The 25,548-nt window shown below is 66.1% G+C and carries 23 protein-coding genes; 8 read left to right on the top strand and 15 right to left on the bottom strand.

Translation table 11 applies throughout. The features are described from left to right. Positions 1–54: 54 nt before the first annotated feature. From ACP92_RS22815 to ACP92_RS22825, 3 genes are read right to left on the bottom strand one after another with little or no spacing between them, the layout of a single operon-like run. Positions 55–1,752 carry an NAD+ synthase gene (locus ACP92_RS22815; protein ID WP_013236495.1) on the bottom strand — a complete coding sequence of 566 codons (1,698 nt, stop codon included), beginning with the start codon at positions 1,750–1,752 and terminating at the stop codon, positions 55–57. Positions 1,753–1,780: 28 nt separating this feature from the next. Further along, positions 1,781–2,983: a nicotinate phosphoribosyltransferase gene (gene pncB / locus ACP92_RS22820; protein WP_013236496.1), complete on the bottom strand. Its 1,203-nt coding sequence runs from the start codon at positions 2,981–2,983 to the stop codon at positions 1,781–1,783. Positions 2,984–3,013: 30 nt separating this feature from the next. Further along, on the bottom strand, positions 3,014–3,877 hold the full coding sequence (locus ACP92_RS22825) for a cysteine hydrolase family protein (protein ID WP_013236497.1): 864 nt from the start codon (positions 3,875–3,877) through the stop codon (positions 3,014–3,016). A 200-nt stretch (positions 3,878–4,077) separates the two neighbouring features. On the opposite strand from ACP92_RS22825, the gene ACP92_RS22830 reads away from it, so the two are divergent. Next, positions 4,078–4,743 carry an NUDIX hydrolase gene (locus tag ACP92_RS22830; protein WP_013236498.1) on the top strand — a complete coding sequence of 222 codons (666 nt, stop codon included), beginning with the start codon at positions 4,078–4,080 and terminating at the stop codon, positions 4,741–4,743. 110 nt (positions 4,744–4,853) lie between these two features. Here ACP92_RS22830 and ACP92_RS22835 read toward each other — a convergent pair whose 3' ends face one another. From ACP92_RS22835 to ACP92_RS22860, 6 genes are all read right to left on the bottom strand, one after another. Beyond that, positions 4,854–5,078 carry a hypothetical protein gene (locus tag ACP92_RS22835; RefSeq protein ID WP_041311347.1) on the bottom strand — a complete coding sequence of 75 codons (225 nt, stop codon included), beginning with the start codon at positions 5,076–5,078 and terminating at the stop codon, positions 4,854–4,856. Positions 5,079–5,199: 121 nt separating this feature from the next. Further along, on the bottom strand, positions 5,200–5,460 hold the full coding sequence (locus tag ACP92_RS22840) for a DUF4148 domain-containing protein (protein WP_013236499.1): 261 nt from the start codon (positions 5,458–5,460) through the stop codon (positions 5,200–5,202). Positions 5,461–5,729: 269 nt separating this feature from the next. Beyond that, positions 5,730–6,365 (bottom strand): low affinity iron permease family protein, encoded by a 636-nt coding sequence (locus ACP92_RS22845; RefSeq protein WP_013236500.1) that lies wholly within the window; start codon positions 6,363–6,365, stop codon positions 5,730–5,732. 143 nt (positions 6,366–6,508) lie between these two features. Further along, entirely contained in the window at positions 6,509–7,459 is a 951-nt protein-coding gene (locus tag ACP92_RS22850; protein ID WP_013236501.1) for a SphA family protein, read from the bottom strand. A gap of 45 nt (positions 7,460–7,504) precedes the next feature. Further along, positions 7,505–8,272 (bottom strand): coniferyl-alcohol dehydrogenase, encoded by a 768-nt coding sequence (locus tag ACP92_RS22855; protein ID WP_013236502.1) that lies wholly within the window; start codon positions 8,270–8,272, stop codon positions 7,505–7,507. Positions 8,273–8,337: 65 nt separating this feature from the next. Then, entirely contained in the window at positions 8,338–9,801 is a 1,464-nt protein-coding gene (locus ACP92_RS22860) for a benzaldehyde dehydrogenase (protein ID WP_013236503.1), read from the bottom strand. Positions 9,802–10,101: 300 nt separating this feature from the next. On the opposite strand from ACP92_RS22860, the gene ACP92_RS22865 reads away from it, so the two are divergent. After that, on the top strand, positions 10,102–11,937 hold the full coding sequence (locus ACP92_RS22865; RefSeq protein ID WP_013236504.1) for a sigma-54-dependent Fis family transcriptional regulator: 1,836 nt from the start codon (positions 10,102–10,104) through the stop codon (positions 11,935–11,937). 24 nt (positions 11,938–11,961) lie between these two features. On the opposite strand, the gene ACP92_RS22870 is transcribed toward ACP92_RS22865, so the two are convergent. Then, positions 11,962–12,249: a hypothetical protein gene (locus ACP92_RS22870; RefSeq protein WP_041311348.1), complete on the bottom strand. Its 288-nt coding sequence runs from the start codon at positions 12,247–12,249 to the stop codon at positions 11,962–11,964. A gap of 185 nt (positions 12,250–12,434) precedes the next feature. Here ACP92_RS22870 and ACP92_RS22875 point away from each other — a divergent pair, with 185 nt between their 5' ends. Then, positions 12,435–13,871 (top strand): MFS transporter, encoded by a 1,437-nt coding sequence (locus ACP92_RS22875; RefSeq protein WP_013236505.1) that lies wholly within the window; start codon positions 12,435–12,437, stop codon positions 13,869–13,871. A gap of 18 nt (positions 13,872–13,889) precedes the next feature. Here ACP92_RS22875 and ACP92_RS22880 read toward each other — a convergent pair whose 3' ends face one another. Then, entirely contained in the window at positions 13,890–16,379 is a 2,490-nt protein-coding gene (locus tag ACP92_RS22880; RefSeq protein ID WP_013236506.1) for a DEAD/DEAH box helicase, read from the bottom strand. A gap of 33 nt (positions 16,380–16,412) precedes the next feature. Then, on the bottom strand, positions 16,413–16,592 hold the full coding sequence (locus ACP92_RS22885) for a hypothetical protein (RefSeq protein WP_041311349.1): 180 nt from the start codon (positions 16,590–16,592) through the stop codon (positions 16,413–16,415). A 235-nt stretch (positions 16,593–16,827) separates the two neighbouring features. Here ACP92_RS22885 and ACP92_RS22890 point away from each other — a divergent pair, with 235 nt between their 5' ends. From ACP92_RS22890 to ACP92_RS22900, 3 genes are all read left to right on the top strand, one after another. After that, on the top strand, positions 16,828–17,799 hold the full coding sequence (locus tag ACP92_RS22890; protein ID WP_013236507.1) for a sulfonate ABC transporter substrate-binding protein: 972 nt from the start codon (positions 16,828–16,830) through the stop codon (positions 17,797–17,799). A 13-nt stretch (positions 17,800–17,812) separates the two neighbouring features. Continuing rightward, positions 17,813–19,114 (top strand): LLM class flavin-dependent oxidoreductase, encoded by a 1,302-nt coding sequence (locus tag ACP92_RS22895; protein WP_013236508.1) that lies wholly within the window; start codon positions 17,813–17,815, stop codon positions 19,112–19,114. A 62-nt stretch (positions 19,115–19,176) separates the two neighbouring features. After that, positions 19,177–19,707, top strand: a complete 531-nt coding sequence (locus ACP92_RS22900; RefSeq protein WP_013236509.1) for a cysteine hydrolase family protein — start codon at positions 19,177–19,179, stop codon at positions 19,705–19,707. Positions 19,708–19,713: 6 nt separating this feature from the next. Here ACP92_RS22900 and ACP92_RS22905 read toward each other — a convergent pair whose 3' ends face one another. Next, positions 19,714–21,000 carry an NAD(P)/FAD-dependent oxidoreductase gene (locus ACP92_RS22905; RefSeq protein WP_013236510.1) on the bottom strand — a complete coding sequence of 429 codons (1,287 nt, stop codon included), beginning with the start codon at positions 20,998–21,000 and terminating at the stop codon, positions 19,714–19,716. Between the two features lie 122 nt (positions 21,001–21,122). On the opposite strand from ACP92_RS22905, the gene ACP92_RS22910 reads away from it, so the two are divergent. Both ACP92_RS22910 and ACP92_RS22915 read left to right on the top strand, forming a co-directional pair. Further along, the gene (locus ACP92_RS22910) at positions 21,123–21,509 is read left to right on the top strand and encodes a VOC family protein (protein ID WP_013236511.1); all 387 of its coding nucleotides are present in this window, start codon (positions 21,123–21,125) and stop codon (positions 21,507–21,509) included. A 125-nt stretch (positions 21,510–21,634) separates the two neighbouring features. Next, positions 21,635–22,090: an SRPBCC family protein gene (locus ACP92_RS22915; RefSeq protein WP_013236512.1), complete on the top strand. Its 456-nt coding sequence runs from the start codon at positions 21,635–21,637 to the stop codon at positions 22,088–22,090. 15 nt (positions 22,091–22,105) lie between these two features. Here the strand turns inward: ACP92_RS22915 and ACP92_RS22920 are convergent, their stop codons facing one another. Beyond that, on the bottom strand, positions 22,106–23,776 hold the full coding sequence (locus ACP92_RS22920) for a phosphoethanolamine transferase (RefSeq protein WP_013236513.1): 1,671 nt from the start codon (positions 23,774–23,776) through the stop codon (positions 22,106–22,108). 173 nt (positions 23,777–23,949) lie between these two features. Further along, on the bottom strand, positions 23,950–25,512 hold the full coding sequence (locus ACP92_RS25275) for a methyl-accepting chemotaxis protein (RefSeq protein WP_041311350.1): 1,563 nt from the start codon (positions 25,510–25,512) through the stop codon (positions 23,950–23,952). Positions 25,513–25,548: the final 36 nt, after the last annotated feature.

A 25,548-nucleotide genomic window follows, 5' to 3' on the forward strand; every position in this document is an offset into this window, starting at 1 on the left:
TATTTTTTCAACAGGGTTCAATGGCAATCGGGTCCGGGAGCGCTACGCCGCGCCTCAGTAGCGCACCGCAATGGGAATCTGCCGCCCGCTGCCGAAGGCGCGCGAGCGCAGGCGGATCACGGGCGGCGACTGGCGGCGCTTGTATTCATTGCGCGCCACCATGCGGCAAATGCGTTCGACCAGGGCAGCCCCGGTATCGGTTCCGCTGAGCTGTTCCACCGTACGCGCTGCGGCCTGCGCTTCATCGGCGGGCAGGCGGCTGCCTTCGATGTGCCACTTGAGAATCTCGTCGAGCACCTCGTAGGGTGGCAGGCTGTCGGTATCGCGCTGGTCGGGCGCCAGTTCGGCGGAGGGCGCCTTGTCAATGATGGCGGCGGGGATGATCTCGCGACCTGCCTGCGCATTGAGATGGCGCGCCAGTGCATAGACCTCGGTCTTGTAGAGATCGCCGATCAGGCCCAGTCCGCCATTGGTGTCGCCATACAGGGTGCAATAGCCCACCGAGATCTCGCTCTTGTTGCCGGTGGTCAGCAGCAGGGCGTCATAGCCGTTGGAATATTCCATCAGGATGGCGCCGCGCACCCGCGCCTGCAGGTTTTCCAGCGGCAGTCCGCGCAGGGGTGCGCCGAAGGCGGTGGCAAAGCCATCCTCGAATTCGCGCACCAGGTCGGCGATGGGGTGGCGGAACAGCGTCACGCCCAGGGCCTGGCACAGCGTCTCTGAATCAGAGACCGAACCGGCGCTGGAAAACACCGACGGCATGGTCACCGCCACCACGTTCTGTGCACCGAGCGCCTCGGCGGCCAGGGCGATGGTCACGGCCGAATCGATGCCGCCCGAGGAGCCCACCACCACCTTGCCGAAACCGCAGCGGCGCGCATAGTCGCGCAGGCCCAGCAAGATCTGGCGGCGATGGAATTCGGGCGTGGCCATGGTCTGGTCGATGCACTGCGGCGCGCCCACGCCATCGCTGCGCAGGAAGCGTCCGCCTTCGAAAGCCAGCACCTGGAAGTCCTCGGCCAGGCGCGCGGCTTCGAAGGCCAGCCCTTGCAAGGGCGACATGGCGAAGGAGCCGCCGTCATAGACCAGCTGGTCCTGGCCGCCGACCTGGTTGACGTAGAGCAGCGCCATCTGGCGGCGCAGGCAGGCGGCCTGGAACAGGGCGTGGCGCTGGCTGCGCTTGCCTACGTCGGAGGGGCTGGCGTTGATGGAGACCACCAGTTGCGCATCGGCCTGGGCCAGCTTCTCGAAGGGATTGACGCGGTAGCTGCGCAGGTCGTCGTTCCAGCCATCCTCGCAGATCAGGAAGCCCACGCGCATGCCCTTGAGCGGCAAGACGCAGGCGGTTTCCGGGCCGGCCTCGAAGTGACGGCCATCATCGAAGACGCCATACACCGGCAGCAATTGCTTGTGGTATTCGGCCACGATGCGGCCCTCGCGCACGGCCAGCAGGGCATTGAAGAGCGGCTTGCCCGGACCGGGATTGCGGCGCGGTGCGCCGATCACGGCGGTCAGACCCGGCAGGCGGCGGGTGGCGTCGATCACGTCTTGCAGGGTCGCTTCGGCGCGGTCCAGGAAACGGGCTTCTTCCAGCAGATCGCCGGGGTAATAACCGCAGATCGACAGTTCAGGGAAGACCACCAGGTCGGCCCCGGCCTGGGCGGCGCGTTGCAGGCCATCGAGGTGCAGCGCGAGATTGCCCTCGAAGTCGCCGATGGTGGGGTTGCATTGGGCGATGGCGATGCGAAGCATGATGCATCCTTTCTGCCGCCGCAGCGGCTCAAGCAGGGAGGGCCGGCGCGGCGATGCCGAACAGCTGGCGCAGGTAGGCCAGGAAGGTTTCGTCCTTGCACAAGGTCTTGCCCGGCGAATCGGACAGCTTGGCCACGGCCTGGCCATTGCAGGACGACAGCTTCATGACGATGTTCAGCGGCGTGATGCCGGTGTCGTTGCTCAGGTTGGTGCCGATGCCGAAGCCGGTCATGGCGCGGTCGGAAAAATGGCGATAGAGGCGCAGCGCCTGCGGCAGGTCCAGTCCATCGGAAAACACCAGGCGCTTGGTGTTGGCGTCCAGCCTGAGCTTGCGGTAATGCGCCAGGGCCTTCTCGCCCCATTCGAAGGGGTCGCCGGAGTCGTGGCGCAGGCCGTCGAAGAGCTTGGCGAAGTACAGGTCGAAGTCGGCCAGGAAGGCGTCCATGCCGACCACGTCGGTGAGCGCCACGCCGAGGTCGCCCCGGTATTCCTGCACCCAGGCTTCCAGCGCGGCCTTCTGGAAATCGCGCAGGCGCACGCCGAAGGACTGGTAGGACTGCAGGTATTCGTGGGCCATGGTGCCGATGGGCACCAGTTGGTACTGCATGGCCAGCCACACATTGGAGCTGCCCTTGAAATACTGCGGCACTTCGCGCGCCAGCGTGGCCACCACTTCTTCCTGCCAGGCGCCGCTGTAGCGACGACGCACGCCAAAGTCGAAGAATTCGAAGGGATGGCGGCCCGCAGGCTCGCTGGCAAAGGACTTCAGCAGCGCGATCTTGTCCTGCAGGCGGCGCCTTGCCTCGTCGAGGGCGCCGGCATGGCCGACACGGCGGAAGTACAGTTCATTGACGATGTAGAGCACGAAGATCTCGAAGCCCATCACATGCACCTGCGGCCCTCGCGCCACGATGCACAGGCGGTCACCGTCGGTGCTCACTTCGATGAACTTGCGCTGGAAGCGGAACAGCGCCAGGAAATCGATGAAGTCGCTCTTCATGTAGCGCAGCTGGGCCAGGTAGTCCAATTCTTCGGGGCGCAGGCGCAGGCAGCACAGGTGGTCCAGTTCGCGCTCCACGTCCTCCTTGAGTTCGGCCAGCGGGAAGGCCGGCTGATTGCGGCAGACGAAGGTGTATTCGGCCTGGGCGCCGGGGTGGCTGTGCAGCAGGGCCTGCCACATGGTGAACTTGTAGAGATCGGTTTCCAGCAGACTACGGACGACGGGCGCCATGATGGGCACTCCTTGCAGAGGTTGAACGGTTCAGGCGTTGGCTTGCAGTTCCTGCAGCACCTGCGCCGAGGTGGCCAGGCGCACGCCGGCCTGCGACATGGCGGCCAGGAAGTCCTGGTACTGCGCCTCGAAGCCGGCTACCGGGCTCATGCAGTCGGTCACCAATACCAGCCGGGCGCGGCCGGCAGCGTCGAGATTGGCGGCGATGTGCTCGGTGGTAGCGCGCACGCAGTGGCTGCCAGCTTCGCCGGTGATGTAGACCGTGTCGGCCTGGGCCAGGGTGGCGATGAAGCCACGGTTGAGCTGGGTGGCCGGATCATCGTCGTCCGGCACTTCGGCCATGACCGCCGAATAGTGCTCGGTCCAGGGATTGCTGCCCTTGCCCAGCTTGGTGACCACGCCCAGCGTACGTTCTTCCCAGCGGTTGTAGGCGGCGCGCACATCGGCATGGACCGCTGCGCCCCAGCTGCCGATCTCGCAGTGCACCGGCCAGACCATGAGGCGATAGCGCCCGGCGGCTTCCAGCGCATCGAGATAGGCCAGCGCGCGCGGCAGCGATTGCGGATCGCGCGGCAGGTAGAGGCCGGCGCGCACTTGCGCGGCCTCGATCTGGGTGAAGGGGGTGACTGCCGATCCGTCGCCCTGCCGCCAGAAGGTGGGATGGGCGATGTCCAGCCTATGGTGGGCATCCAGGGTGATGCTGATGGCCGACAGGCCTGCGCCGCCCTGGTCGATCAGGCCGGCCACCCGTTGCAGGTCGGCATGGCTGCCCGCCACCGGCAAGGCCGGTTGCAGCGCGCCACCGCTGGCCGGGTCCACGGGCAGCCAGGACGCCGGCAGGTCGCAGAAATCGTTTTGCGGATCGATCACGAGGAGATGCAGGGAGCGCTTCATGGTGTCCACCTTTCGGAGTGCGTCGGGTTACGGTGAAGCCAGTGTAGACCACTTAATTTCATTTTGCAACTAACAAACCCGTGAGGAATTCTTTTAATCAGGCCCGCTGTTGCGCATGTATTTAGAAAATTGCAACAAATAGATTCACAATGACACTAAGTACCATTAGACTTCCAGACTTGGACAAGGCGAGGAGAAAAATGGATCCGGTGATCTGTACGGTCGATGTGGTATTGCTCACGCTCACAGCCGAGGGACTGGAAGTGGCGCTGCTCAAGCGCGAACACGCGCCCTTCAAGGGTGTGGCGGCATTGCCCGGCGGCTACATCCATGCGCGCACCGATACCGATGCCCGCGATGCGGCGCGCCGCGTGCTGCTGGACAAGACCGGCATCGCCGCGCCCTATCTGGAACAGCTGGCCACCTTCTCCGGCGCGGCCCGCGATCCACGTGGCTGGTCGGTGTCGATTGCCTATTACGCCCTGGTGCCGGCGGCCACCATTGCCCAGGCCGAGCGCCATGAAGTGCGCCTCTACAGCGTGGACCGCCTGCCGCCCCTGCCCTTCGACCATGGCGACATCATCGAGACGGCGGTCTCACGCCTGCGCAGCAAGAGCCAGTATTCTTCCCTGCCCTGCCATCTGCTGGGCGAGGTCTTTACCCTGCCGCAGTTGCAGCGGGTCTATGAGGTGTTGATGGGCGAGAGCATCAACAAGGTGAGCTTTCGCCGCAAGATGACCGAGATGGACATGCTGGACCCGGTCGATGGCCAGTTCGACAGCAGCGGCGCGCATCGTCCGGCGCAGTTGTATCGCTTGAAGCCCGCCTTCCGCGAACAGTTGCAGTTGCTGGAGCGTGGGCTCTGAGCTGAGCTGAAGTGAGGTGCGCCACGCGCATTGATCGGCCACATAAGAAAGCGGCGCACCCCGGTGGGTGCGCCGCTTTCTTGTTGAGGCATCAACTACTTGTGCGAAATTCAGGCGCAGCAATTACCGCTGGTGTCAGCATCGCGTTGGCGACGCTGGACTTCACGGCGGCGGCGCACGCCTTGCGAGACGCGATGGACGGCGCGCTGGGTCAGCATCATGGACAGGGTGCTCAAACTGAACTCGGCGGCAATGAGCAAACCGACCAGAGCGGCAAATTGCAGGTAGACCCGTGGATAGACGGACAGGCTACGCGAGAACAGTTGATGCAGCATGATGAATTCCTCTTTCTTGCTTTCTTGTTTTACGTGCTTGGGGCGCTTGCCTCAACCCGGTGGGATCGGGGCGCACCGCGATGCGTGGCCGGGTGCGGCGCACGCATCGGAGAGCCCGGCATCAGGCGCCAGCGTAGGTCGACGCGGCGACACTGCCGGCGGTCTGCACTTCGCTCTTGGCGGCGCCATTGCTGACGACCGGATAGACCGAGTCCACCTGGTTGACGGTGCCTTGCGCCTGGGCGCGGGCCAGGTCAGCCTTCACGGCGGCGCGGGTGGTCTGCGAGACGAAAGGCTTTTCGACCGGATAGGGGGCTTCGGCGAGAGCGATGGACGAAGCGGACAGGGCCAGGACTGCGGCGATGAGGGTCTTTGCGGACATGATGTTTCTCCTTGTATGCGTTGAGGGGGACTTCAGTTGGTTTCATTGCCATTCAGTGATGCGCCGTGCCGGGATGTCGGTCGGCTGGCGCCACTGTCTAGAACCACATCGTTTCTTGCGTTGCGATGTCGTTCATCGATGGACTGAAGTCTACGTAAGCGCGTGCGGGAGAAAAACCATGCTGGAGAGAATTGAGTGTTCCTGCTTGTGGAACAATCGCCGCGGACTATCAAGCCGATAGGCTTGCATGATCGCCTGGGCTGCGCGGCTCATGTCCACTGGCGCTGGCTGGCGCGCAAGGGCTGGCTGTATTCCTCGTGCTGGACCTGGCGCGGCAGGGCGGGCTTGCCCGGGCTGCGCCCGGTGGAAGGCTGGAAATTGCTCGCCGAAGGAGCGGCTGCCGGTGGCGGCGCAACGGAGCGCAGATGACGCGGCGGATGTTCCACCGGCGGCCTCGGTCCCTGGCCCAGCGACTTGCGCAGACGCTGCCGCACCGGATCGTCGGGATGTTCGCCCATGCGCTCGAACTCCTTCTTCAGGCGGGACAGTTCTTCATCCGACAGGTCTTCGGCATCCATGATCTGCTTGCGCGTGCCCTGCAGGGCGCGGATCAGTTCATCGAGCTTCAGTTGCGTGGCCTGGGCGTCGCGATTCTGGGCGTTCTGGATCAGGAACACCATCAGGAAGGTCACGATGGTGGTGCCGGTATTGATGAGCAATTGCCAGGTGTCGGAATAGTCGAACATCGGTCCCGTCACGGCCCATGCCAGCACCACGCCCAGCGCCACCACGAAGGTCCAGGAGCTGCCCACGGCCTGGGCGCAGGCTTCGCTGAAACGGTGAAACAGCTCGGCCACGCCGGAGCTGGCGTGCGGGTCGGGCTTGGATGGATCGGTGGCTGGCATGATACGGCTCTCCCTTCTGGTCGCGGCACGTGGGCGTGCCATCATTGGGCGCAGTATCGCTGCGGCGGCGCATGCCGTTAAGCGGACAACGGCTCTGCCTGCTGTAGGAAAGCAGGCAGAGCCGCAGGCCAAGCCGGCAGCGCTCAGAAGTGATGGTCGTAACGGATCTGGAACTTGCTGTTCTCGGCGCGATTGCGCACGGCGAACTCCTGGTAGACATTGAAGAACAGCAGGTCGCGCTCGGACAGCCGCATCATCGCCGCCGGCCCCAGCCCGACCACCCGTTCGCGGCGTCCACTGACATCGGCGCCATTGACCTTGGTATCGGTGACCTGTTGCAGCCAGTAGCCGGCCGCCCCCACGGTCCAGGTCGGATTGAGCACGTACTCGGCGGCGAAGTTGGCATGCGCCGCCTGTCCAGCCTGGGTGGAACTGACGTTGTTGCCGAAGGCGGCGCTGGGCGCATTGTTGCGGGCGTTCCAGAGGTAGTGCAGACGCCAGCTGAAGCTCAGGTTCTGGCTGGCCCAGAGCGTGCCGGCCCAGTATGGGTCGAAGGCCCAGGTATTGCTGCCCGGGTTGACGGTGGCGTTGCGGTCATAGGCGCCGGTGGGCAGGATGAACTGCAACTCGAAACGCTGCGCATAGAGCGGGCCTTGCGCTCCCATGATGGGATCGTACTGCACAGACACGCCGGCGCTGATGTCACCGATGCCGGTATTGCCACGCAGGACGGCGTTGTTGGCGCCATCGTCCACCTTGGCGCTGGCCACCCACGGCACCAGCACCTGGAAGCCCAGCTGCTTGTTGCCGAACTTGGCGCCGGGCGGCACGTAGATGAACTGGGTGACGGGCGCGAAGACGCTGATGTCCTGGGTGGCCGGAAAGCCGAGGCGGTTGCCGTTGTTATCCACCAGCTTGGTGGCCTTGCTGTAGGTGAGGTATTCGACGAAATAGAAGCCCGGTCCCCCGGGCAGCGGGGCGCCGTCGAAAAAGCTGGTGCCGCCCATGTTGACGGTGGGCTGGTCGTAGGCGCTGGCCAGCGCGGGCAGCAAGGCCAGCGCCAGGGTGGCGGCGTGCTTGCGGTGTTCTCTCATGGTGTTGTCTCCTGTTATTTTTTATCGCTTGGGATCGGTGGCGGCCTACAGGTAGGTCGAGGCCAGTCCCCCATCCACCGGCAGGTTCACGCCATTGATCCAGCGGCTGTCATCGCTGCACAGCCAGACGATGGCTGCGGCGATCTCGTCGGCATAGGCCGGACGCTTCATGCGATGCGCATCCTTCTGCACCCGCTCCTGGCCCAGCATGGTCACGAAGTCCCCCAGGATGGGCGTGAACACCGGGCCGGGCGCGACGCAATTCATCCGCACCGAATGCTGCAGGAACATCGGCTGGGCCTGGGTCATGGACCAGACGATCAGGGCTTCCTTGAAATACTGGTAGCAGTGTTCCTGCGCCACCGGATGCTGCGCCAGCCACGCTGCGCCCTCGGCGAAGCTGGCGGCCTGCGACAGGGCCTTGTGCTGCTCCAGCCGCTGCGGCCATTCCGCGCCCAGGATGGAGGCCACATTGACGATGGCCCCGCCTGGCGAGAGACGCGCCGTCAGGCGCTGGACCAGGTGGCGCAGGCCGAGGTAGTTCACCCGCGCCACCAGTTGCGCCTCTGCCGTGCCGGGTACGCCGGCGATATTGCACAGCGCGTCGATGCGCTCGGGCAATTGCGCGACCATGGCGTCGATGGCCTCGGCGCTGGAGAGGTCGGCCTGGACGAAGGTTTCCACACTGATGGCCGGTTCATTGCGGTCCACCCCGATCACGCGCGCACCCTGTGCGCGCAACTGACGCGCGGTCTCCGCGCCGATGCCGGAAGAAACGCCGGTGACGACGACGGTCTTGTCTTGCAGGTTCATGCTGGTCTCCTTGGAATAATGATTTATATGATTTAGTTGATTTTCAGGAATACGTCCTGCGGGTCTCAGAAGGGATACGGCATGGCTTGCTGGCGAATGGTGGTCCAGCGCCACTGCGTGTACTCTTCCCAGTCGGCCGGGCCGCCCACGCTGGCGCCATTGCCGGCGATGCCGGGACCGCCGAAGGGGTTGACGCATTCATCGTTGACGGTCTGGTCGTTGACGTGGACCATGCCCTGGCGCAGCCGCGCCGCTACCGCCATGGCGCGGCCCACCGAGGGCGACAGCACGCCGGCGGCAAGACCGCCGGCATGGCGGTTGGCCAGGGCGATGGCGTCTTCATCGTTGTCAAAACGGATGACGCTGGCCACCGGGCCAAAGATCTCTTCCTCGAAGACGCGCATGCCCGGCCGCACTCCGCCCAGCACGGTGGGCTGGTAGAACAACTGTTCGTAGCGTCCGCCGGCCACCAGTTGCGCACCGGCGGCCACGCTCTCCTGCACCAGCGCATGCACGCGCTGCAATTGACGTTCGTCGATCATCGGTCCCAGCGCGACCTGGCCGCTGGCGCCATCGCCTACCGGCAGATGACGCGCTTTGTCCGCCAGCCGCTGCAGCAGCCCTTCTTCCAGCGAGGCATGCACCAGGATGCGATTGGCGGCCATGCAGATCTGTCCCTGGTGCAGCCACGCACCCCAGGCGGCGTGGCTGGCGGCCACGTCGAGATCGGCATCCTCCAGGATCACCAGGGCATTGGCGCCGCCCAGTTCCAGCGACAGCTTCTTCAGGTGCCGGCCCGCCAGTTCGCCGATGCGCCGCCCCACCGCTGGCGAACCGGTGAAGGCGATCATCGGCACCCCCGGCGCGGTGACCAGCGCCTCGCCGGTCTCGGCCCCGCCCGGCAAGACATGCAGCAGACCTGCGGGCAAACCCGCCTGCTCGAAGATGCGCGCCAGCATGAAGCCGCCCGAGACCGGTGTGCGCAGATCGGGCTTGACCACGACCGCATTGCCGGCCGCCAGCGCCGGTGCGACCGTGCGCAAGGTCAGGATCAGCGGGAAATTGAAGGGCGAGATCACGCCGATGACGCCCAGCGGTGCGCGCCGGGCGATGCTGAGGCGACCCGGCGTGCTGGGCAGCAGCTGGCCCTGGGCTTGCAGCGGCATGCCGGCGGCCAGATGGCAGAGGGTGATGGCTTCGCGCACCTCGTGCTCGCCCTTGAAGAGCACGCCGCCGGTCTCGCGCGCCACCATGCGCGCCAGTTCGTCGAAATGCTGGTGAAACAACCCGGCGGCGCGGCGGAAGATGTCGGCGCGCTCACGCGGCGGCATCGCGACCCAGGCGGCCTGCGCCGCAATCGCCAGTTCCACCGAGGCGCTGACGTCGTCCGGGCTGGCCAGTCCGACCTGGGTCAAGGGCCGGCCGGTGGCCGGTTCGAGGACAGTTGCGCCCTGCGCGGCGGCCACCCATTGGCCACGGAACAAATGCTGTTGCCACTGCGCGGAATCGAGAAATGGACTTGCCTGCATGCTGCGGTCTCCTTTGTTGTGATCAGCCCGGCATCGGCAGGAAGCACTTGCCTGCCCGCGGGTTCAGGGGTCTTTTTGCAAAGCCTGTGCCAGACCGGGAAGCGCCCGCCGATGCGGCTTTGCAGCACGAGGGCAGGTCGCGTAGGAGGCGGCGGGAGTGGGTTTTGGGTGGGCGTCATGCTGCACGCCGGCAAGGCGCATGACGCGGTGCAGCTTGCGCAAATGCTGAAATTCTTCAACCATCGGGTCCACTGCATTTCATCATTTGATGAAGTCGTCCGCCCTGACAGGAGCCTGCTCATGCCCTCTTCCCCGCGTATATCCCTGGCCGAGATGGCGCGCCACCAGGGCGGCGGACTCAGTTCGGCCGGCACCGATCGCTGGAGCGTGGACGCCCATCCGACCCTGGCCGACCTGAGCGAATGCCTGTTCTTCTCGCCCGGCGATGGCCGCATCTGGCTCAATGACCAGCGCATGCTGCTCATCCACAGCCGCAGCATGGGCACGCTGCGCCGCGAGCTGATCGACCAGCTCGGCATCGACCAGGCGCGCGGCCTGCTCACCCGCGCCGGCTACATCTCCGGCGCACGCGATGCGCAACTGGTGCGCGAGCGCTGGCCCGACGCCGATCCCTCCACCATCCTCATGGCCGGCACGCGGCTGCATACGCTGGAGGGCCTGGTCAAGGTGGTGCCGGTCAGCTTCAGCTATGATCCCGAGACCGGGCGCTACGAAGGGGAATTCCTCTGGCACAACTCCTGCGAGGCCGATGAACACCTGGCCGCCTATGGCGTGGCCACTGCACCCTCCTGCTGGCAGCAGGTCGGCTATGCGATCGGCTATGTCAGCACGCTGCTGGGCCATCTGGTGATCTTCCGCGAAGTGCAATGCCGCGCCATGGGGACCGCGCATTGCCGCGTCATCGGTCGCTCGGCGGAGCTGTGGAGCGATGCCGAGGAAGACCTGCGCTATCTGAACGCCCAGGACTTCGTCGGCTCCGGCATGCTGGCCAGCGAAGCCGACGCCAGCGCCGAGGACGGTGCGCAAGGCGCTGGCGAGCAGGACGACGACACCGATCTGGTCACGGCGCTGGTGGGGACGTCGTCGGCCTTCAATGCCGCCTGCCACCTGCTGAACCGGGTCGCGGCCACGGATGCGACGGTGCTCTTCACGGGCGAGTCGGGGGTCGGCAAGGAGCGCTTTGCGCGCATGCTGCATCAGATCGGCAAGCGCGCCAAACGCGCCTGCATCGCCATCAACTGCGCCGCCATTCCGGAGACCCTGATCGAGGCTGAGCTGTTCGGAGTGGAACGCGGCGCCTACACCGGCGCCACGCAATCGCGCGCCGGCCGCTTCGAGCTGGCCGATGGCGGCACGCTCTTCCTCGATGAGGTGGGCACGCTGAGCCTGGTGGCGCAGGGCAAGCTGCTGCGGGTCTTGCAGGAAGGAGAATTCGAACGGGTCGGATCGGCCCGGCCCGTGAAGGTGGACGTGCGCGTGGTGGCCGCCACCAATGAAGACCTGGCGCAGGCGGTGCGTGAGGGACGCTTCCGCCAGGACCTGTTCTTCCGGCTCAATGTCTTCCCCATCCATCTGCCGCCCTTGCGCGAGCGGCGCGATGACATCCCGCTGTTGATGAACCACTTCCTGAAACTGTATGGCCAGCGCCATGGCATCGCCGTGCGCGGCTTTACCCAGCGCGCCATCCAGGCGCTGCTGAACTACAGCTTCCCGGGCAATATCCGCGAACTGCAGAACCTGATCGAACGTGGGGTGATCCTGGCGCAGGGCCATCCGCTGGACCTGCCGCACATGTTCATCAGCGGCGAGCGGCTCAACGATGAAGTGCTCTCGCTGGCCTTGCAGGGAGAGACCGGCATGCTGGCCGGCAAGTCTGTGGAGAAGTCAGTGGAGAAATCCGTAGCGCACCCGACGGCGCAGGGATTGCTGGATGTGCTGCGGCAATGGCGGCAAGAGGCCGCCGGTGAGGCTGCCGCACTGACATTGCCGGAGATGGAAAGGAGATTGATCGCCGAGGCCATCGAACGCGCAGAGGGCAACCTCTCGGCGGCGGCGCGCTTGCTGGGGATCAGCCGCGCACAGCTGGCTTATCGCCAGCAGAAGGGACAAGGCTGACAGCGCAGGGGCTGGCCCCGGACTTCAGGCAACGTTCTTGTAAGGGGCCGGCCGATCGCCTTCCTCGGCCACGATCTGCATTTCACCGATGCGGTTGCGCAACTCTTCCCACGGATGCAGGGACAGGCCGTCGTCGGGACGGCGCAGCGGGACAGGATAGCTGGTGCTGAAGTGTTCTGCTTCCTGCAGGCTGCGCTGCTCCCAGCGGCGCTCCACGGCGATGAACAGGCTGATGGCCGCCAGCAGACCCAGCATGCACACGCCCAGCGCTGCGTAGATCGCGTACTGCATGATGGCCTCGATTCCCTCCATTGCTCTTCCCAACTCTCATATCGTTTTGAATGCACGCATGGTAGCGGCGAGCTGTGATGCGGTGCATCAGGAAATGACTGAGGCGATAAACATCACACCCGGCGCGGCGCGCAAGCTCTACAGCAGGAACCGCAGCGCTGGAGGGGGGTCTGCTGGCTATCGCCGCATCGGCGCTTTTTCCGGAGATGCCCTTGTCCGCTGCCGCTTCCTTGCCCGCCCGTCTGGATCGCCTGCCCTGGTCGCGCTGGCACTGGCGCGTGGTCATCGCCCTGGGCGTGGCCTGGGTGCTCGACGGGCTGGAAGTGACCCTGGTAGGGTCGATTGGCAGCGTGCTGGAACGGCCTGACACGCTGGGCCTGGATGCCGCCCAGGTGGGCTGGACCGGCTCGCTCTATATCGCAGGGGCAGTCGTGGGCGCGCTGGTGTTTGGCCGCCTGACCGACCGCCTGGGGCGCAAGAAACTCTTCATGATCACGCTAGCGCTCTACATGGCCGCCACGCTGGCCTCGGCATTCGCTACCGACTTCCTCTGGTTCGCGCTGTGTCGCCTGGCCACTGGGCTGGGCATAGGCGGCGAGTATGCGGCCATCAATTCGGCCATTGATGAGCTGGTGCCGGCGCGCGTGCGTGGCCGCGTGAACCTGGTGATCAACGCCAGCTTCTGGATCGGCGCGGCGCTGGGGGCGGGATTGTCATTGGTGATCCTGGATGAACGGGTGCTGGGGCCGGTGATGGGCTGGCGCGTGTGCTTCCTGCTGGGTGCGGTGCTGGCCGTGGCCATCGTGCTGGTGCGCCGGCATGTGCCGGAGAGCCCGCGCTGGCTGGCCATGCATGGACATCATGCGCGCGCCGAGGCGGTGGTGCGGGAGATCGAGGCGCAGGTCATGGCCGAGCATGGGACATTGCCGGCGCTGCCGACAGCAGCGCCGGGCGAGTCGTCCCGCTCACCCGGCCAGGCTGTCGGCCTGCTCTCCTGGCGCGAGATTGCCCAGGTGCTACTGCATCACTATCGCGCGCGCAGCCTGATGGTGGCGCTGATGATGGTGGCCCAGGCCTTCGTCTACAACGCCATCTTCTTTACCTATTCGCTGGTGCTCACGCGCTTCTTCCAGGTGCCCGATACGCGGGTGGCGCTCTATCTCTTTCCCTTCGCGCTGGGCAATGTACTGGGCCCGCTGCTGCTGGGCCATCTGTTCGACAGCATCGGCCGCCGCCGCATGATCGCAGCCACCTACCTGCTGGCCGGCGTGGGGCTAGCCGCCACGGCCGCGGCCTTCAACGCTGGCTGGCTCGATGCGCTGGGCCTGGCGCTGTGCTGGAGCGCGGTGTTCTTCGTCGCCTCGGCAGCGGCCAGCTCGGCCTATCTCACCGCCAGCGAAGTCTTTCCATTGCAGATGCGCGCCATGGCCATCGCCATCTTCTACGCCATCGGCACCGGCGTAGGCGGCTTCATCGCACCGGCCCTGCTGGGCTGGTTGATTGCCAGCGGCGACCGCCAGGCGGTGGCGGCGGGCTATGCCGTGGGAGCGGTGCTGGCCTTGCTGGCCGGACTGTGTGCGCTGCGCTGGGCGGTGGATGCGGAGAGGCGCACGCTGGAAGAGGTGGCTGAACTGAAGCGCTGAGGCCGACGCCGCAGAGCCTCAGGCCAGGATCTTCTCGGCAATGCCTGCGCCCAGCGGGGCCAGCAACGCCTGTAATTCTTCTTCGCCAAACTTGACGGTGGTGGCATCGTCGCGCCCCAGCATGCCTTCGGCCAGGGCCGACTTGCGGGCCTGCAGTTCCAGCAGACGTTCTTCGATGCTGCCTTCGATGACCAGCTTGTAGACGAATACCTGGCGCTGCTGGCCCAGCCGATGGGCGCGGGCGATGGCCTGCTCTTCCACGGCCGGGTTCCACCAGGGATCGACCAGCACCACGGTATCGGCGGCAGTGAGGTTCAGGCCGACGCCGCCGGCCTTCAGGCTCACCAGCATCAGCGGCGTCTGCTCCTGCTGAAAGCCGGCGATCACATCGGCGCGGGCGGCGGGCTCGGTCTCGCCGGTGAGCATCAGGTAGGGCAACTGCAATGGCTCCAGCTGCGCGGCGATCAACTTGAGCATGCCGGTGAATTGCGAGAACACCAGGATGCGCCGCCCTTCGGCCACCAGCGCGGGCAGGGTGTCGCACAGCCAGTCGATCTTGGCGCGCTCCAACCCCTTGGGCATGCGGCCCTGCTTCAACAGGTAGGGATCGCAGCAGACCTGGCGCAGCTTGAGCAAGGCATCCATCACGGTGACCTGGGAGCCGCCCAGGCCGCGCCGTTCCAGCGCGCGCCGCACCTGCTTGTCGGCGGCCATGCGCACACTCTCGTAGAGTTCGCGCTGGCGGCCCTGCAGGGGCAGGCGTTCGATGATCTCGCTGCGCGGCGGCAACTCCTGCAAGACATCCTGCTTTCTCCGGCGCAGGATGAAGGGCCGCACCCGCTGCGCCAGCAGGCGCGCACGCACGGTCTGGCCCTGCTCTTCGATGGGCTTGCGCCACAGGCGCGCAAAGCTGCGCGCATCGCCCAGAAAACCGGGCATGAGGAAATGGAACTGGCTCCACAGCTCGCCCAGGTGATTTTCCAGCGGCGTGCCGGTCATGCACAGCCGATGGCGCGCCTGCAAGCGGCGGGCGGCGGCGGCGCTGCGCGAGGCGGCGTTCTTGACGGTCTGGGCTTCGTCCAGCACCAGCATGTGCCAGCGCTGCGGCAGCAACTGGTCGAGGTCGCGCCAGAGCAGCGGATAGCTGGTCAGCACCAGATCGACCTGGCCGCTGGCGAGGGCGCTGAAGTGCTGGGCGCGCTCCTGGCCATGCAGCAGCAGCACGCGCAGATCAGGGGTGATGCGGCGCGCCTCCTGCTGCCAGTTGAACAGCAGCGAAGTCGGCGCAACCACCAGCACCGGCAGGTCCAGACGGCCGGCCTGTTTTTCGATGAGCACATGGGCCAGCACCTGGGCGGTCTTGCCCAGGCCCATGTCGTCGGCCAGGATGCCGGCCAGTCCATGGGTGCGCAGGTATTGCATCCAGGCCACGCCATAGCGCTGATAGTCACGCAATGTCAGTCCCAGGCCATCGGGCTGGGGCACTGGCGCGACGCTGCCGGCAGCGCGCAGGCGGCGCGCCAGCGCCAGCAGGCCGTCCGCGCCGCTGATGTGCCAGGGTGTGGCGCCCTCCAGCCCTTGCAGGGCGGCCTGCAGGCCGTCGATGCGATGCGCGTCCCAGGGCGTCAGGCGCAATGGGCCGTCCTTGCGGCCCAGGTCCACCAGCAGGTCCAGCAAGGCCAATACCACCGCCTTGAGCGGTCCGGCCATGGCGTCGATGCGGCGGCCACCGGGAGCGCGCAGGGAGATCACCGCATGCGGGTCCATGCGCTCGACCTGCTGTGCATCGCCCCAGCGCGGATCGCGCCGCAAGAGATCGGCCACCATGGGCGCCACATCCATGGACTGGCCCTCGACCTCGATGCCGATGGCAAGCAGCCAGCGTCCGCTCGGGTCGAGGCCATCGAAGACTTCGCTGGAAAAAGCGCGTGGCGTGAGGGGCGCGGCCACCTCGCGGTTGATCACTTCGCCGGTCTGGCTGCTGACGATGAAACGCCAGGCCGTCACCGGTACGCTCTCATGGGCAAAGCCCGGACGGGCGCGCAGGATCCAGCCCTGCGCCTGCAGGCGCGGAGCCTGATCGGCCCAGAAGTCGCCGAAGAATTCTTCCTGCACCAGCGTCCACAAGGGACCGGCGTCATGCAGGGGATTGTGGGCGCGCCATTGCAGGGCGTCCTCGCGCAGCGGCAGCAGGCCCAGCTCGCGGATGTCTTCCAGCGCGGCGGCTTCGGCCTGGTGGTCGCGCTGGATGTGGGCGGGGGTGTAGTCGGGTTGGTCGCCGTTGGGACTGGTGGGCGCGGGCGTGCTCCAGCCCTGTGCGCCCTGGCCATAGACCCAGTCGATCTGCGCCACCGTGACCATGCCGCCGCGCGGACCGAACAGGCCATGCGCGCGCATGCCCAGCAGGCCGTCGCCACGGGTGAGGGTCTGCAGCGTCAGGCGGGGATGGAAAGCGGAAACGGTGGGGGAGCTGGCCATGCGTGCGGGAGATATCAGCGAAGCGGCCATTGTAGGGCGCTTCGCGGCCGGCGTGCAGCGGGCTTACTTGGCCGGCGGGGTGATGCAGAAGTCCAGCATGCCGAAGGGCGTGCGGCCCTCGCCGGTGGCCCAGACCCACACGGCCCAGCACAGCAGGCCGCACACCAGCAACAGGGCCAGCACGATGTGCAGTCCGGAAGCCTTGCGCAGGAAGCTTTCGATGCGGTCGAACAGGGCGGTCATGGTGAAAAGACAGGGACGTGAACGGGACTGCCTATTCTATCCAAACGCGCGGTGCGGCGGGATGGGACAAATTGCCGCAGTGTCTGGATGGCAAGAGGGACGGGCACGATGGATGGGCAAGCTGCGCGGGCCTGCTGCAAAAGCCGCATGAGCTTGTGCGGAAAGCTTCCTTCCCCTGTCGCGCTGCGGCGACTACGCTGATGCACTTTGAACAAGCCATCAGGGGGCAAGCACCATGGACGCACATCAACCCAGGCACAAACGCCGCCTGCTGCTGCAGGGCCTGGCCGCGGGCGCGCTGGCCAGCGGTACACCACTGGTACGCGCTGCAGCGGACAAGGTCTTGCGTATCGGTTACCAGAAATTCAACACCCTCAACATCCTCAAGGGCAGCGGCAAGCTGGAGCAGGCTCTGCAGCCGCAAGGCTGGTCGGTGAAGTGGTTCGAGTTCGCCGCCGGTCCGCAGCTCACCGAAGCACTCAACGCCAATGCCATCGACCTGGGCCATGCCGCCGATACGCCCTCGGTATTTGCCAATGCCTCGGGCGTGAACGCGGTCTACCTGGGTGCGGAACAGCCCTATCCCAAAGGCATCGGCATCTTCGTGGCGCAGGAGTCACCGATCCGCTCGGTGGCCGACCTCAAGGGCAAGAAAGTGGCCACCGGACGCGGCTGGAATGTGCAGTTCCTGCTGTTGAAGGCGCTGGAAGAAGTCGGCCTGAGCTATCGCGACATCGAACCGGTCTATGTCACCAATGCCGCCGACGTGCGCGCCGCCTTTCAGTCCGGCAATGTCGATGCGGCCACGCTGTGGGACCCTTTCCTGGCCGGGCAGGAACTGGCCACGCGCCCGCGCATCCTGCGCGACGGCACTGGCCTGTCCAACAACCGCACCTTCCATCTGGCGGTGCCCTCCTTCGTGGACAGGCACAAGGACATCGTGCGCACCGTCTTTGCCGAACTGAAGAAGACCAACCAGTGGACCCAGAGCCATCCGCAGGAAACGGCCGAGCTGCTGGCCCCGCAACTGGGTGTCGATCCCAAGGTGCTGCGGCTGGCCACCGAACGGCGCAACTACACCACCGTGGCGGTGGACGCCGGCATCGTCGCGGAACAACAGCAGATCGCCGACGCCTTCCTCAAGCTGGGCCTGATCAAGAATCCAGTGCGGGTGCAGGACAAGGTCTATCCGGAGGTGCTGGTCTGAGACCGGCAGAGCCATGCACCTGGCCGCCTTTCTCATCGCCGGCAATGCCGCCCACAGCCAGGCGCTGTGGCGGCATCCGCAGAGCCGCCGCGGCGGCTTCCTGGAATTGGATTACTACCTGCACATTGCGCGTACGCTCGAGCGCGGCAAGTTCGACCTGCTCTTCTTTGCCGACCGGCTGGCCGTCTCCACCCGCTATGGCGACAGCCACCTGCATGGCCTCTACATAGGCGACCAGGACGCTACCCGGCTGGACCCGCTGCCCATCCTGGGTGCGCTGGCGGCGGCCACCTCGCATATCGGACTGGGTGCAACGCGCTCCACCACCTATTCGCAACCGTATAGCCTGGCGCGTGAATTCGCGACCCTGGACCACCTCAGCGGTGGCCGCGCCGCCTGGAATGTGGTGACCTCGGTCAACCAGGGCGAGGCCGACAACTTCGGTCTCAAGGAGACCCTGCCGCATGACGTGCGCTATGACCGCGCCGATGAATTCCTGGAAGTCACGCACAAGCTCTGGCACAGCTGGCAGCCCGATGCGCTGCGCCTGCAACAGGACCGCTATGCCGATGCCGACAAGGTGGCGGCCATCGATCATCAGGGCGCGCATTTCAGCGTGCGCGGTCCGCTGAACATCCCGGCCTCGCCGCAAGGCCATCCGGTGATCATCCAGGCCGGCTCTTCTGATCGTGGCCAGGACTTCGCGGCGCGCTGGGCCGAGGTGGTCTTCAACATCCAGCCCGATCTGCCGCGACTGCAAGCCTTCTATCGGGATCTCAAGAACCGGGCGCAGCAGTTTGGCCGTCGTCCGCAGGACATCCGCATCCTGTCGGCGGTGATGCCCTTCGTCGGCCAGTCGCGCCAGCACGCGCGGGAATTGCAGGAACAGGCCAATGCCCTGGCCGATCCGCTGGTGGGACTGTCCACCCTGTCCAGCCACATGAATGTGGATTTCTCGGGCTTTGCGCTGGATGCGCCGTTGGGCGACGTGCAGGTCAGCGGCATCCAGGGCCTCTTCAAGCTGCTGCGCGCCATCTCGGCCGAGCGCCAGCTGACCCTGGCCGATGCCGGGCGGCTCTATGCGCAGGGTGTACTGACGCCGCAGATCGCCGGGACCGCCGCCGATGTGGCCGACTGGCTGCAATCCATCATCGTCGCCAATGGCGCCGATGGTTTCGTGATCTCTCCCTCGCATCTGCCCTATGGCTTCGACGATTTCGTCGACCAGGTGATCCCCGAGCTGCAACGGCGCGGCGCATTCCGCCAGGATTACGCGGGACGGCAATTGCGCCAGCATCTGGCCGCGTCACCGTAAGAGCATCCGGCCGGCTTATCAGTTACCCTTATCGGCTTGATCCTCCACTGCCAGGTCTTGCCATGCCTACCGCCCTGCTCATCATCGATATCCAGCACGCCCTGTGCCACGGCCCTGACGCGGTCGAGAACAGCGCCGCCGTCATCGACCGCGTCAATCAGTTGGCCGACCAGGCCCGCGCAGCCGGCGCGCCGGTGATCTTCGTGCAGCATGAGGATGAGGACGCCTTGCAGCGCGGCAGCGAGGGCTGGCAATTGATGCCGGGGTTGCACCAGCAGCCGGAAGATCTGCACCTGCCCAAGCGCGGCTCGGACGCCTTCCATCACACCGAGCTGCAGGCCATGCTGAAGATGCGCCATATCTCGGCGCTGGTGATCTGCGGCATGCAGACCGAGTATTGCGTGGAGTCCACCGTGCGGCGCGCGCTGGCGCTGGGTTATCCGGTCATGCTGGCCGCCGATGCCCATACCACCGCGCCCAATGGCGTGCTGACGGTGGCCCAGGTGATTGCGCACCATCACGCCACGCTGGCCGGACTGGGTTCGTACGGCGTGCGCGCCAGCATCAGGCCGGTGGCCGACATCCGTTTCTGAAGTCGATCAGAAGCGCTGCGGGCTGAAGGGCGCGAGGTCGATCTCGGGCGTCTGTCCAGCCAGCAGCTGGGCCACGATGCGCCCGGTGCGCGCCGAACAGCCCAGGCCGATGTGACCATGGCCATAGGCGTGCACGATGTCGCTGCTGGCGCGGGCATAGCCGATGCAGGGCATGCCGTCGGGCGTGCTGGGACGGCGGCCCAGCCAGTAACGGACATCCGCGGCGGGCAAGTCACGCGGCAGGCCGGGGAAGAGTTTCAGGGCGATGTCGCGCATGATCTCGCCGCGCCGCCAGTCCGGCGCAGCTTCGAAGGAGGCGAACTCGACCTGGCCGGCGATGCGCAGGCCCGTTTCCATCTGCGTGGCGATGACCTTGAACTCGGACAGCATCATCGGTGTGCGTGCGCGGGCGGCCTGTTCGTGGCCACGGATGAGGGCGTGGTAGCCGCGTTCGCTTTCCAGCTGGACGCGATCACCCGCCTGCGCGGCCAGCGCCTTGGAGCGTGCGCCGGCGCAGATGACGGCGGCGTCGCAGGCGACCTCGCCGGTCTCGGTCAGCACCGCCTTGAGTCTTCCCTCTTCGATGCGAAAACCGGTGGCGCGCGCATCGATGCGATGCGCGCCACGCGCCAGTGCATAGGCTTGCAGCGCCTGCAGGTAGGCCGCGGGATTCTTGCAGTGACCGGCCTCGTCGACCTGCACGGCAAAGCCGAAGGCCGGGTCGAGGTCGGGCTCGCGTCGGCGCAGGGCCTCTGCCTCCAGTTCGCTCCACTGTATGCCCAGCTCGCGCCGCACGCTCCAGCCGAAGGCGTCGCCCTCGAACTGCTGGCGCGAACGATAGACGTGCAGCACGCCCGAGGTGTCGATGAGATGGGCCACGCCGGCGCGGCGGGCAATGTCCAGGTGCAGCGTGCGTGCATCCACCACCAGGGTGCGCAGGGCGCGGGCGGTGGCGCGGATGCGTTCTCGGCGGGCGCTGGCCAGGTTGCGCAGCAGCCAGGGCGTCAGGCGCGGCAGATAGCGCCAGCGGATGGAGAGCGGGCCGATGGGGTCCATCAGGTAGCCGGGGACCTTCTTCCACATGCCCGGCTCCACCGGCGGGATCACCGAGTGCGACGACAGCCAGCCGGCATTGCCATAGCTGGCGGCCTCTTCGCTGCCCACCGGATTGAAGTCGAGCAGGCTGACCTCCAGCCCCTGGTCCAGCGCGTGGATGGCGCTCATCAGGCCGACCGCACCGGCGCCGATGACGACGGCGTGGCGCGGGAAAGAGATGTCGGGGAGGGTGGACATGGACGAGGCCTTGGCAGAAAGCAACATCATACGGGACTTTGCCGCAGGCGTCGGCGGCATTGACCGACATTGCCGTCGAGTCCTATGATCGGCGCTCATCGATATCCTCAGGAGACCCGACCATGATCGACCATACCGGCGTGACCGTCAGCGATTTCGAAAAGAGCAAGGCCTTCTACCTGGCCGCGCTGGCCCCCATCGGCTATACGCTGGTGATGGAGCTGCCGGCCTCGGTGACCGGCCATACCGACGTGGCCGGCTTCGGCGAACACGGCAAGCCGGATTTCTGGATCAGCCGTGGCACGCCCAACCAGCCGCCGGTACACGTGGCCTTCCGCGCCGAGACGCGTGCGCCGGTCGATGCCTTCTACGCGGCGGCACTGGCCGCCGGCGGCCGCGACAACGGCGGGCCGGGCATCCGCGCGCACTATCATCCGCACTACTACGGCGCCTTCGTGCTGGACCCGGATGGGCACAACATCGAGGTGGTCTGCCACTGTCCTGCCTGAGCCACCCGAGCCGCATGGCGCGCAGCGCTGCTGTCGCGCTTGACTTCGACGCGCCGGCAGCGGAGGCTGCGCCTGTTCCCGCACGTCGAATCCGCCCGTCCGGGCGCCCCTGAAGGAGAGCACCCATGAGCCAGCCGCACACCGTCAAACTCTACCGCGTCCTGCGGGCCAAGCCGGAACGCGTCTACCGCGCCTTCCTCGATCCTGATGCGATGGTGAAATGGCTGCCGCCGCATGGCTTCACCGGCAAGGTCCACCACATGGACGCACGCGTGGGCGGCTCGCACAAGATGTCGTTCACCAATTTCAGTACGGGACAGACCCAGGCCTTCGGTGGTACCTACGTCGAACTGGTCCCCAATGAACGCATCGTCTATACCGACCAGTTCGACGACCCCAACCTGCAGGGCGAGATGAAGGTCACCATCAGCATTGCCGCCTGCCTGGTCGGCAGCGAACTGACGGTGGTGCAGCAGGGCATACCGCCGATGATCCCGCTGGAGTTCTGCTACGCCGGCTGGCAGGAATCGCTGCAACTGCTGGCGCAGCTGGTCGACCCCGAGATTGCCGACGGTCCCTGAGAGGCCATCGGCGCGTCATCCAGGCTGGTTGTAGGGCACAGTGCGTGGCAGATATGGCTGGCCATTGATGCGGCGCAGGCCGTGGAAGGGTGGCGCGTGGAAGCTGTCGCTGAGGATGTCGCGGTGCGCATCGTAGTACACCGAGCGCACACCCAACAGGCCCAGGATGGTGTGCTCCATCTGGTCGGTCTGGTAGGGCCGGTGTTCCAGTTGGGCTCGCTCTTCGGAGCTCTTGCCGATGAAGGAGCGGGTCCACAGCAGCATGGGGATTTCATAGCCGCTGGGGTCCGAGGCCGACTGGCCGGCATGGTCGCGGGTATGCCCCACCTCCTGGGCATGATCCGAGCTGAACACCAGGCTGGCATTGTCCTCGGGCGCGGTGCGCATGGTCAGGCGCAGCATGTTGCCCACCACGTAATCGTTGTAGGCGATGGCATTGTCGTATTCGTTGCGCAGCTGGCGTATCCACGGTGAGCGATCGGCGTTCTCCAGCTTCTGCGTGACGCCGTCGCGCACGCCGTCAAAGCGCGCGTAATCGCTGGGATAGCGCATGTCGTATGTGGGATGCGCGCCCAGCAGATGGACCACGATCAGCTTCTTCGGGGCCGGGTCCTGCAGGGCGGCCTCCAGGCCCGGCAGCAGGTTGCCGTCGAAATTGTTTTCGCCGCGGCCAGCGCCCTTGTTGATGAAGACCTGCTGGTCGGCGCGTCGGCTGACCACGCCCAGCCAGCCATCGTTAGGCACCTGGTTGGACAGCCAGATCACGCGAAAGCCCGCCTCCCGCGCCAGCATCACCACGTCCGGCTTACGGCTCCAGGCGTGCGGATCGTCCAGGTCGGCCGGGGTGAGCATCTTCATGAGCGAGCCCATGGTGGCCGGCTCGGATGACACCACATCGCGGAACACCAGCAAGTCCCGGCGCATGGCGTCCAGGAGCGGCGTGGTCTGGCGTTCATAGCCGTAGAGCGACATGTTGGCGCGGTTCAGGCTCTCGCCGATCACCCAGACCAGGGTGTTGCGCTGCGGGCCGGCGTAGTGGACCTGCCACTGCGCACTCTGCGCCATGTTGCTGGCGATATTCTGTTCCATGCTGCGGGCCTGCTCGGTCTGGGCCTGGTATTCCAGATAGCGGATCGGCCAGAACAGCAGCGGGTTTTCCTTGGCCATGGTGGGATTGAAATGCAGCGCCACGAACACTGCCAGCAACAGACCCACGCCAGCCACGCCACGCGCACGCCAGGGCGCCGCCGCTTGCCGGGCCTCGCGGCGCGCCAGCCAGCGCTCGCCCAGCCAGGCCAGGCTCATCATCACCACAAAGGCCAGCACGGCCTGGGCCACGTCGCGCCAGTTGTGGCGGAAGAACTCGCTGCTCTCGGCGGGATTCGTGTTGAAGATGGCTTGCAGCACCAGGACGGGATTGGGCCGCAGGCCGAAATAATCGCGCAGGAAACCCTTGAGCGCAGCATCGAGGAAGAACAGGCCGATGATCAACAGGCTGGCGGTGGAGAACAGGCCGGGCCTGCGACGGCACCAGGGAATGATCAGGAACAGGCCGGCAATGCCGGGCAAGGCGGTGGCCATGAGGACGCTGCTCTTGGCCAGTTCGTTGCCGCTGATCATGCCCAGGCCCCAGAAGACCGCCAGGCCGCCCAGGCCCAGCAAGAGGCGATTGATTAACTTTTTCAATGCTGACTTTCTGCCGCCCCGACGGCGAAATGTTGAACAACAGACATGTCAGCCTATGAGTCCCCGTCCCGATGAGCCGCTGCCTGCGCTGGGCGGTAGGACAAGCTCGGCGGCAATTTGTTCTCTCGGGGCGACAAACCGTACGCGCCGCCCTGGCGCGCCCCGGGGCCGGATCAGCTGGCGTGCGCCATCCCGCGCAGGCGGAAGCGCGCCACCAGCGCGGCCAACTGGCGGGTCTGGTCGCGCAGGGAGTGGGCGGCGGCGGCGGCCTGCTCCACCAGCGCGGCGTTTTGCTGGGTCCCCTCGTCCATCTGCGTGACGGCGTGGTTGATCTCGTCGATGCCGCGGCTCTGTTCGCGGCTGGCCACGGCGATCTCGCTCATCAGGGTCGCCACGCGGGCCACCGAATCGACGATCTCGTGCATGGTCTGGCCGGCCTGGTCTACCAGTTCAGCGCCGGTGGCCACCTGTTGCACCGAGCCCTCGATGAGCGCCTTGATCTCGCGCGCAGCCGCTGCCGAGCGCTGGGCCAGGCTGCGCACTTCGGTCGCCACCACGGCGAAGCCGCGCCCCTGCTCACCAGCGCGCGCCGCTTCGACGGCGGCATTGAGGGCCAGGATATTGGTCTGGAAAGCGATGCCATCGATCACGCCCGTGATGTCGGCAATGCGCGCCGAGCCGGTGCGGATCTCGCCCATGGTCTGCACCACCTGGTCCACCACCGCGCCGCCTTGCACGGCCAGGCGCGAGGATGTCGCCACCAGCTCATTGGCCTGGTGCGCATGGTCGGCGTTCTGGCGCACGGTGGAGGTCAGCTCTTCCATGGCCGAGGCGGTCTCTTCCAGGCTGGAGGCTTGCGATTCGGTGCGCGCGGACAGGTCGGCGTTGCCGCTGGCGATCTCGCCGGAGGCGGTGTCGATGACGCTGATGCTGCGATGGACCTCGGCCACCATGTTGCCCAGGCTCTGGGTCATGTGGTTCAGGGCCTGCATCAGTTGCCCGGTCTCGTCGGCGCTGTGGACGCGGACCTGCCCGGTGAGGTCGTTGTCGGCCACCTGGCGCGCCAGCTGCAGCGCCTGCGCCAGCGGTTGCGACACGATCCGGGCAATGGCGATGGCCAGCGCCAGGCCCAGCGCGATGCCGGCCAGCAGCAGGCCGATGATCCAGTGCTGGGAGCTGTCATAGATCTGATCGGCCAGGGTATTGGCTTCTTCCTTGTGGTCGATGCTGGACTGGCGCAGCGTGGCGAACTGCTTGTCGATGGCGCGGTAGGCCTTCAGCGAATCGCCCTTGGTCAGAGCCAGCGCCTCGTCCTTGCGGTTGTCGTGGGACAGCGCAATGATCTTGCGATGCTCCACCAGGTAGGCCGCCAGGGTCTTGCTGACCTGATCGAAGGAGGCCGTCTCTTCGGGCGTCAACGGCAGCTTGCGGTAGTCCTGCTGCAACTGCGTGAATTCGGCATAGCGCTCGGTCAGCGCCTTTTCCAGCGTGGCCATGCTCTCCTGATTGCCCAGGATGTGCTGGAACTCGGTGGAGCGCACCCGCGCCAGCACCTTCTCCAGCGTCAGGCTGATGCGCACGCTGGGCTCCCACTTGTGGGCGATCTCGGTGGCGGCGTCGTTGACCTTGTCCATCTGGTAGACCGAGAAGACGCCCAGGCAACTCATCAGCATCAGCACGGCTACAAAGGACAGCAGCAGCTTGGTGGCGATCTTGCGATCCATGAACCATTTCATTGGTGTTACCCCTTCCCTCTCTGAATTCGTCGTATC

Source organism: Herbaspirillum seropedicae (assembly GCF_001040945.1).
In the GTDB taxonomy this organism is placed as follows: Bacteria; Pseudomonadota; Gammaproteobacteria; order Burkholderiales; family Burkholderiaceae_D; genus Herbaspirillum; species Herbaspirillum seropedicae.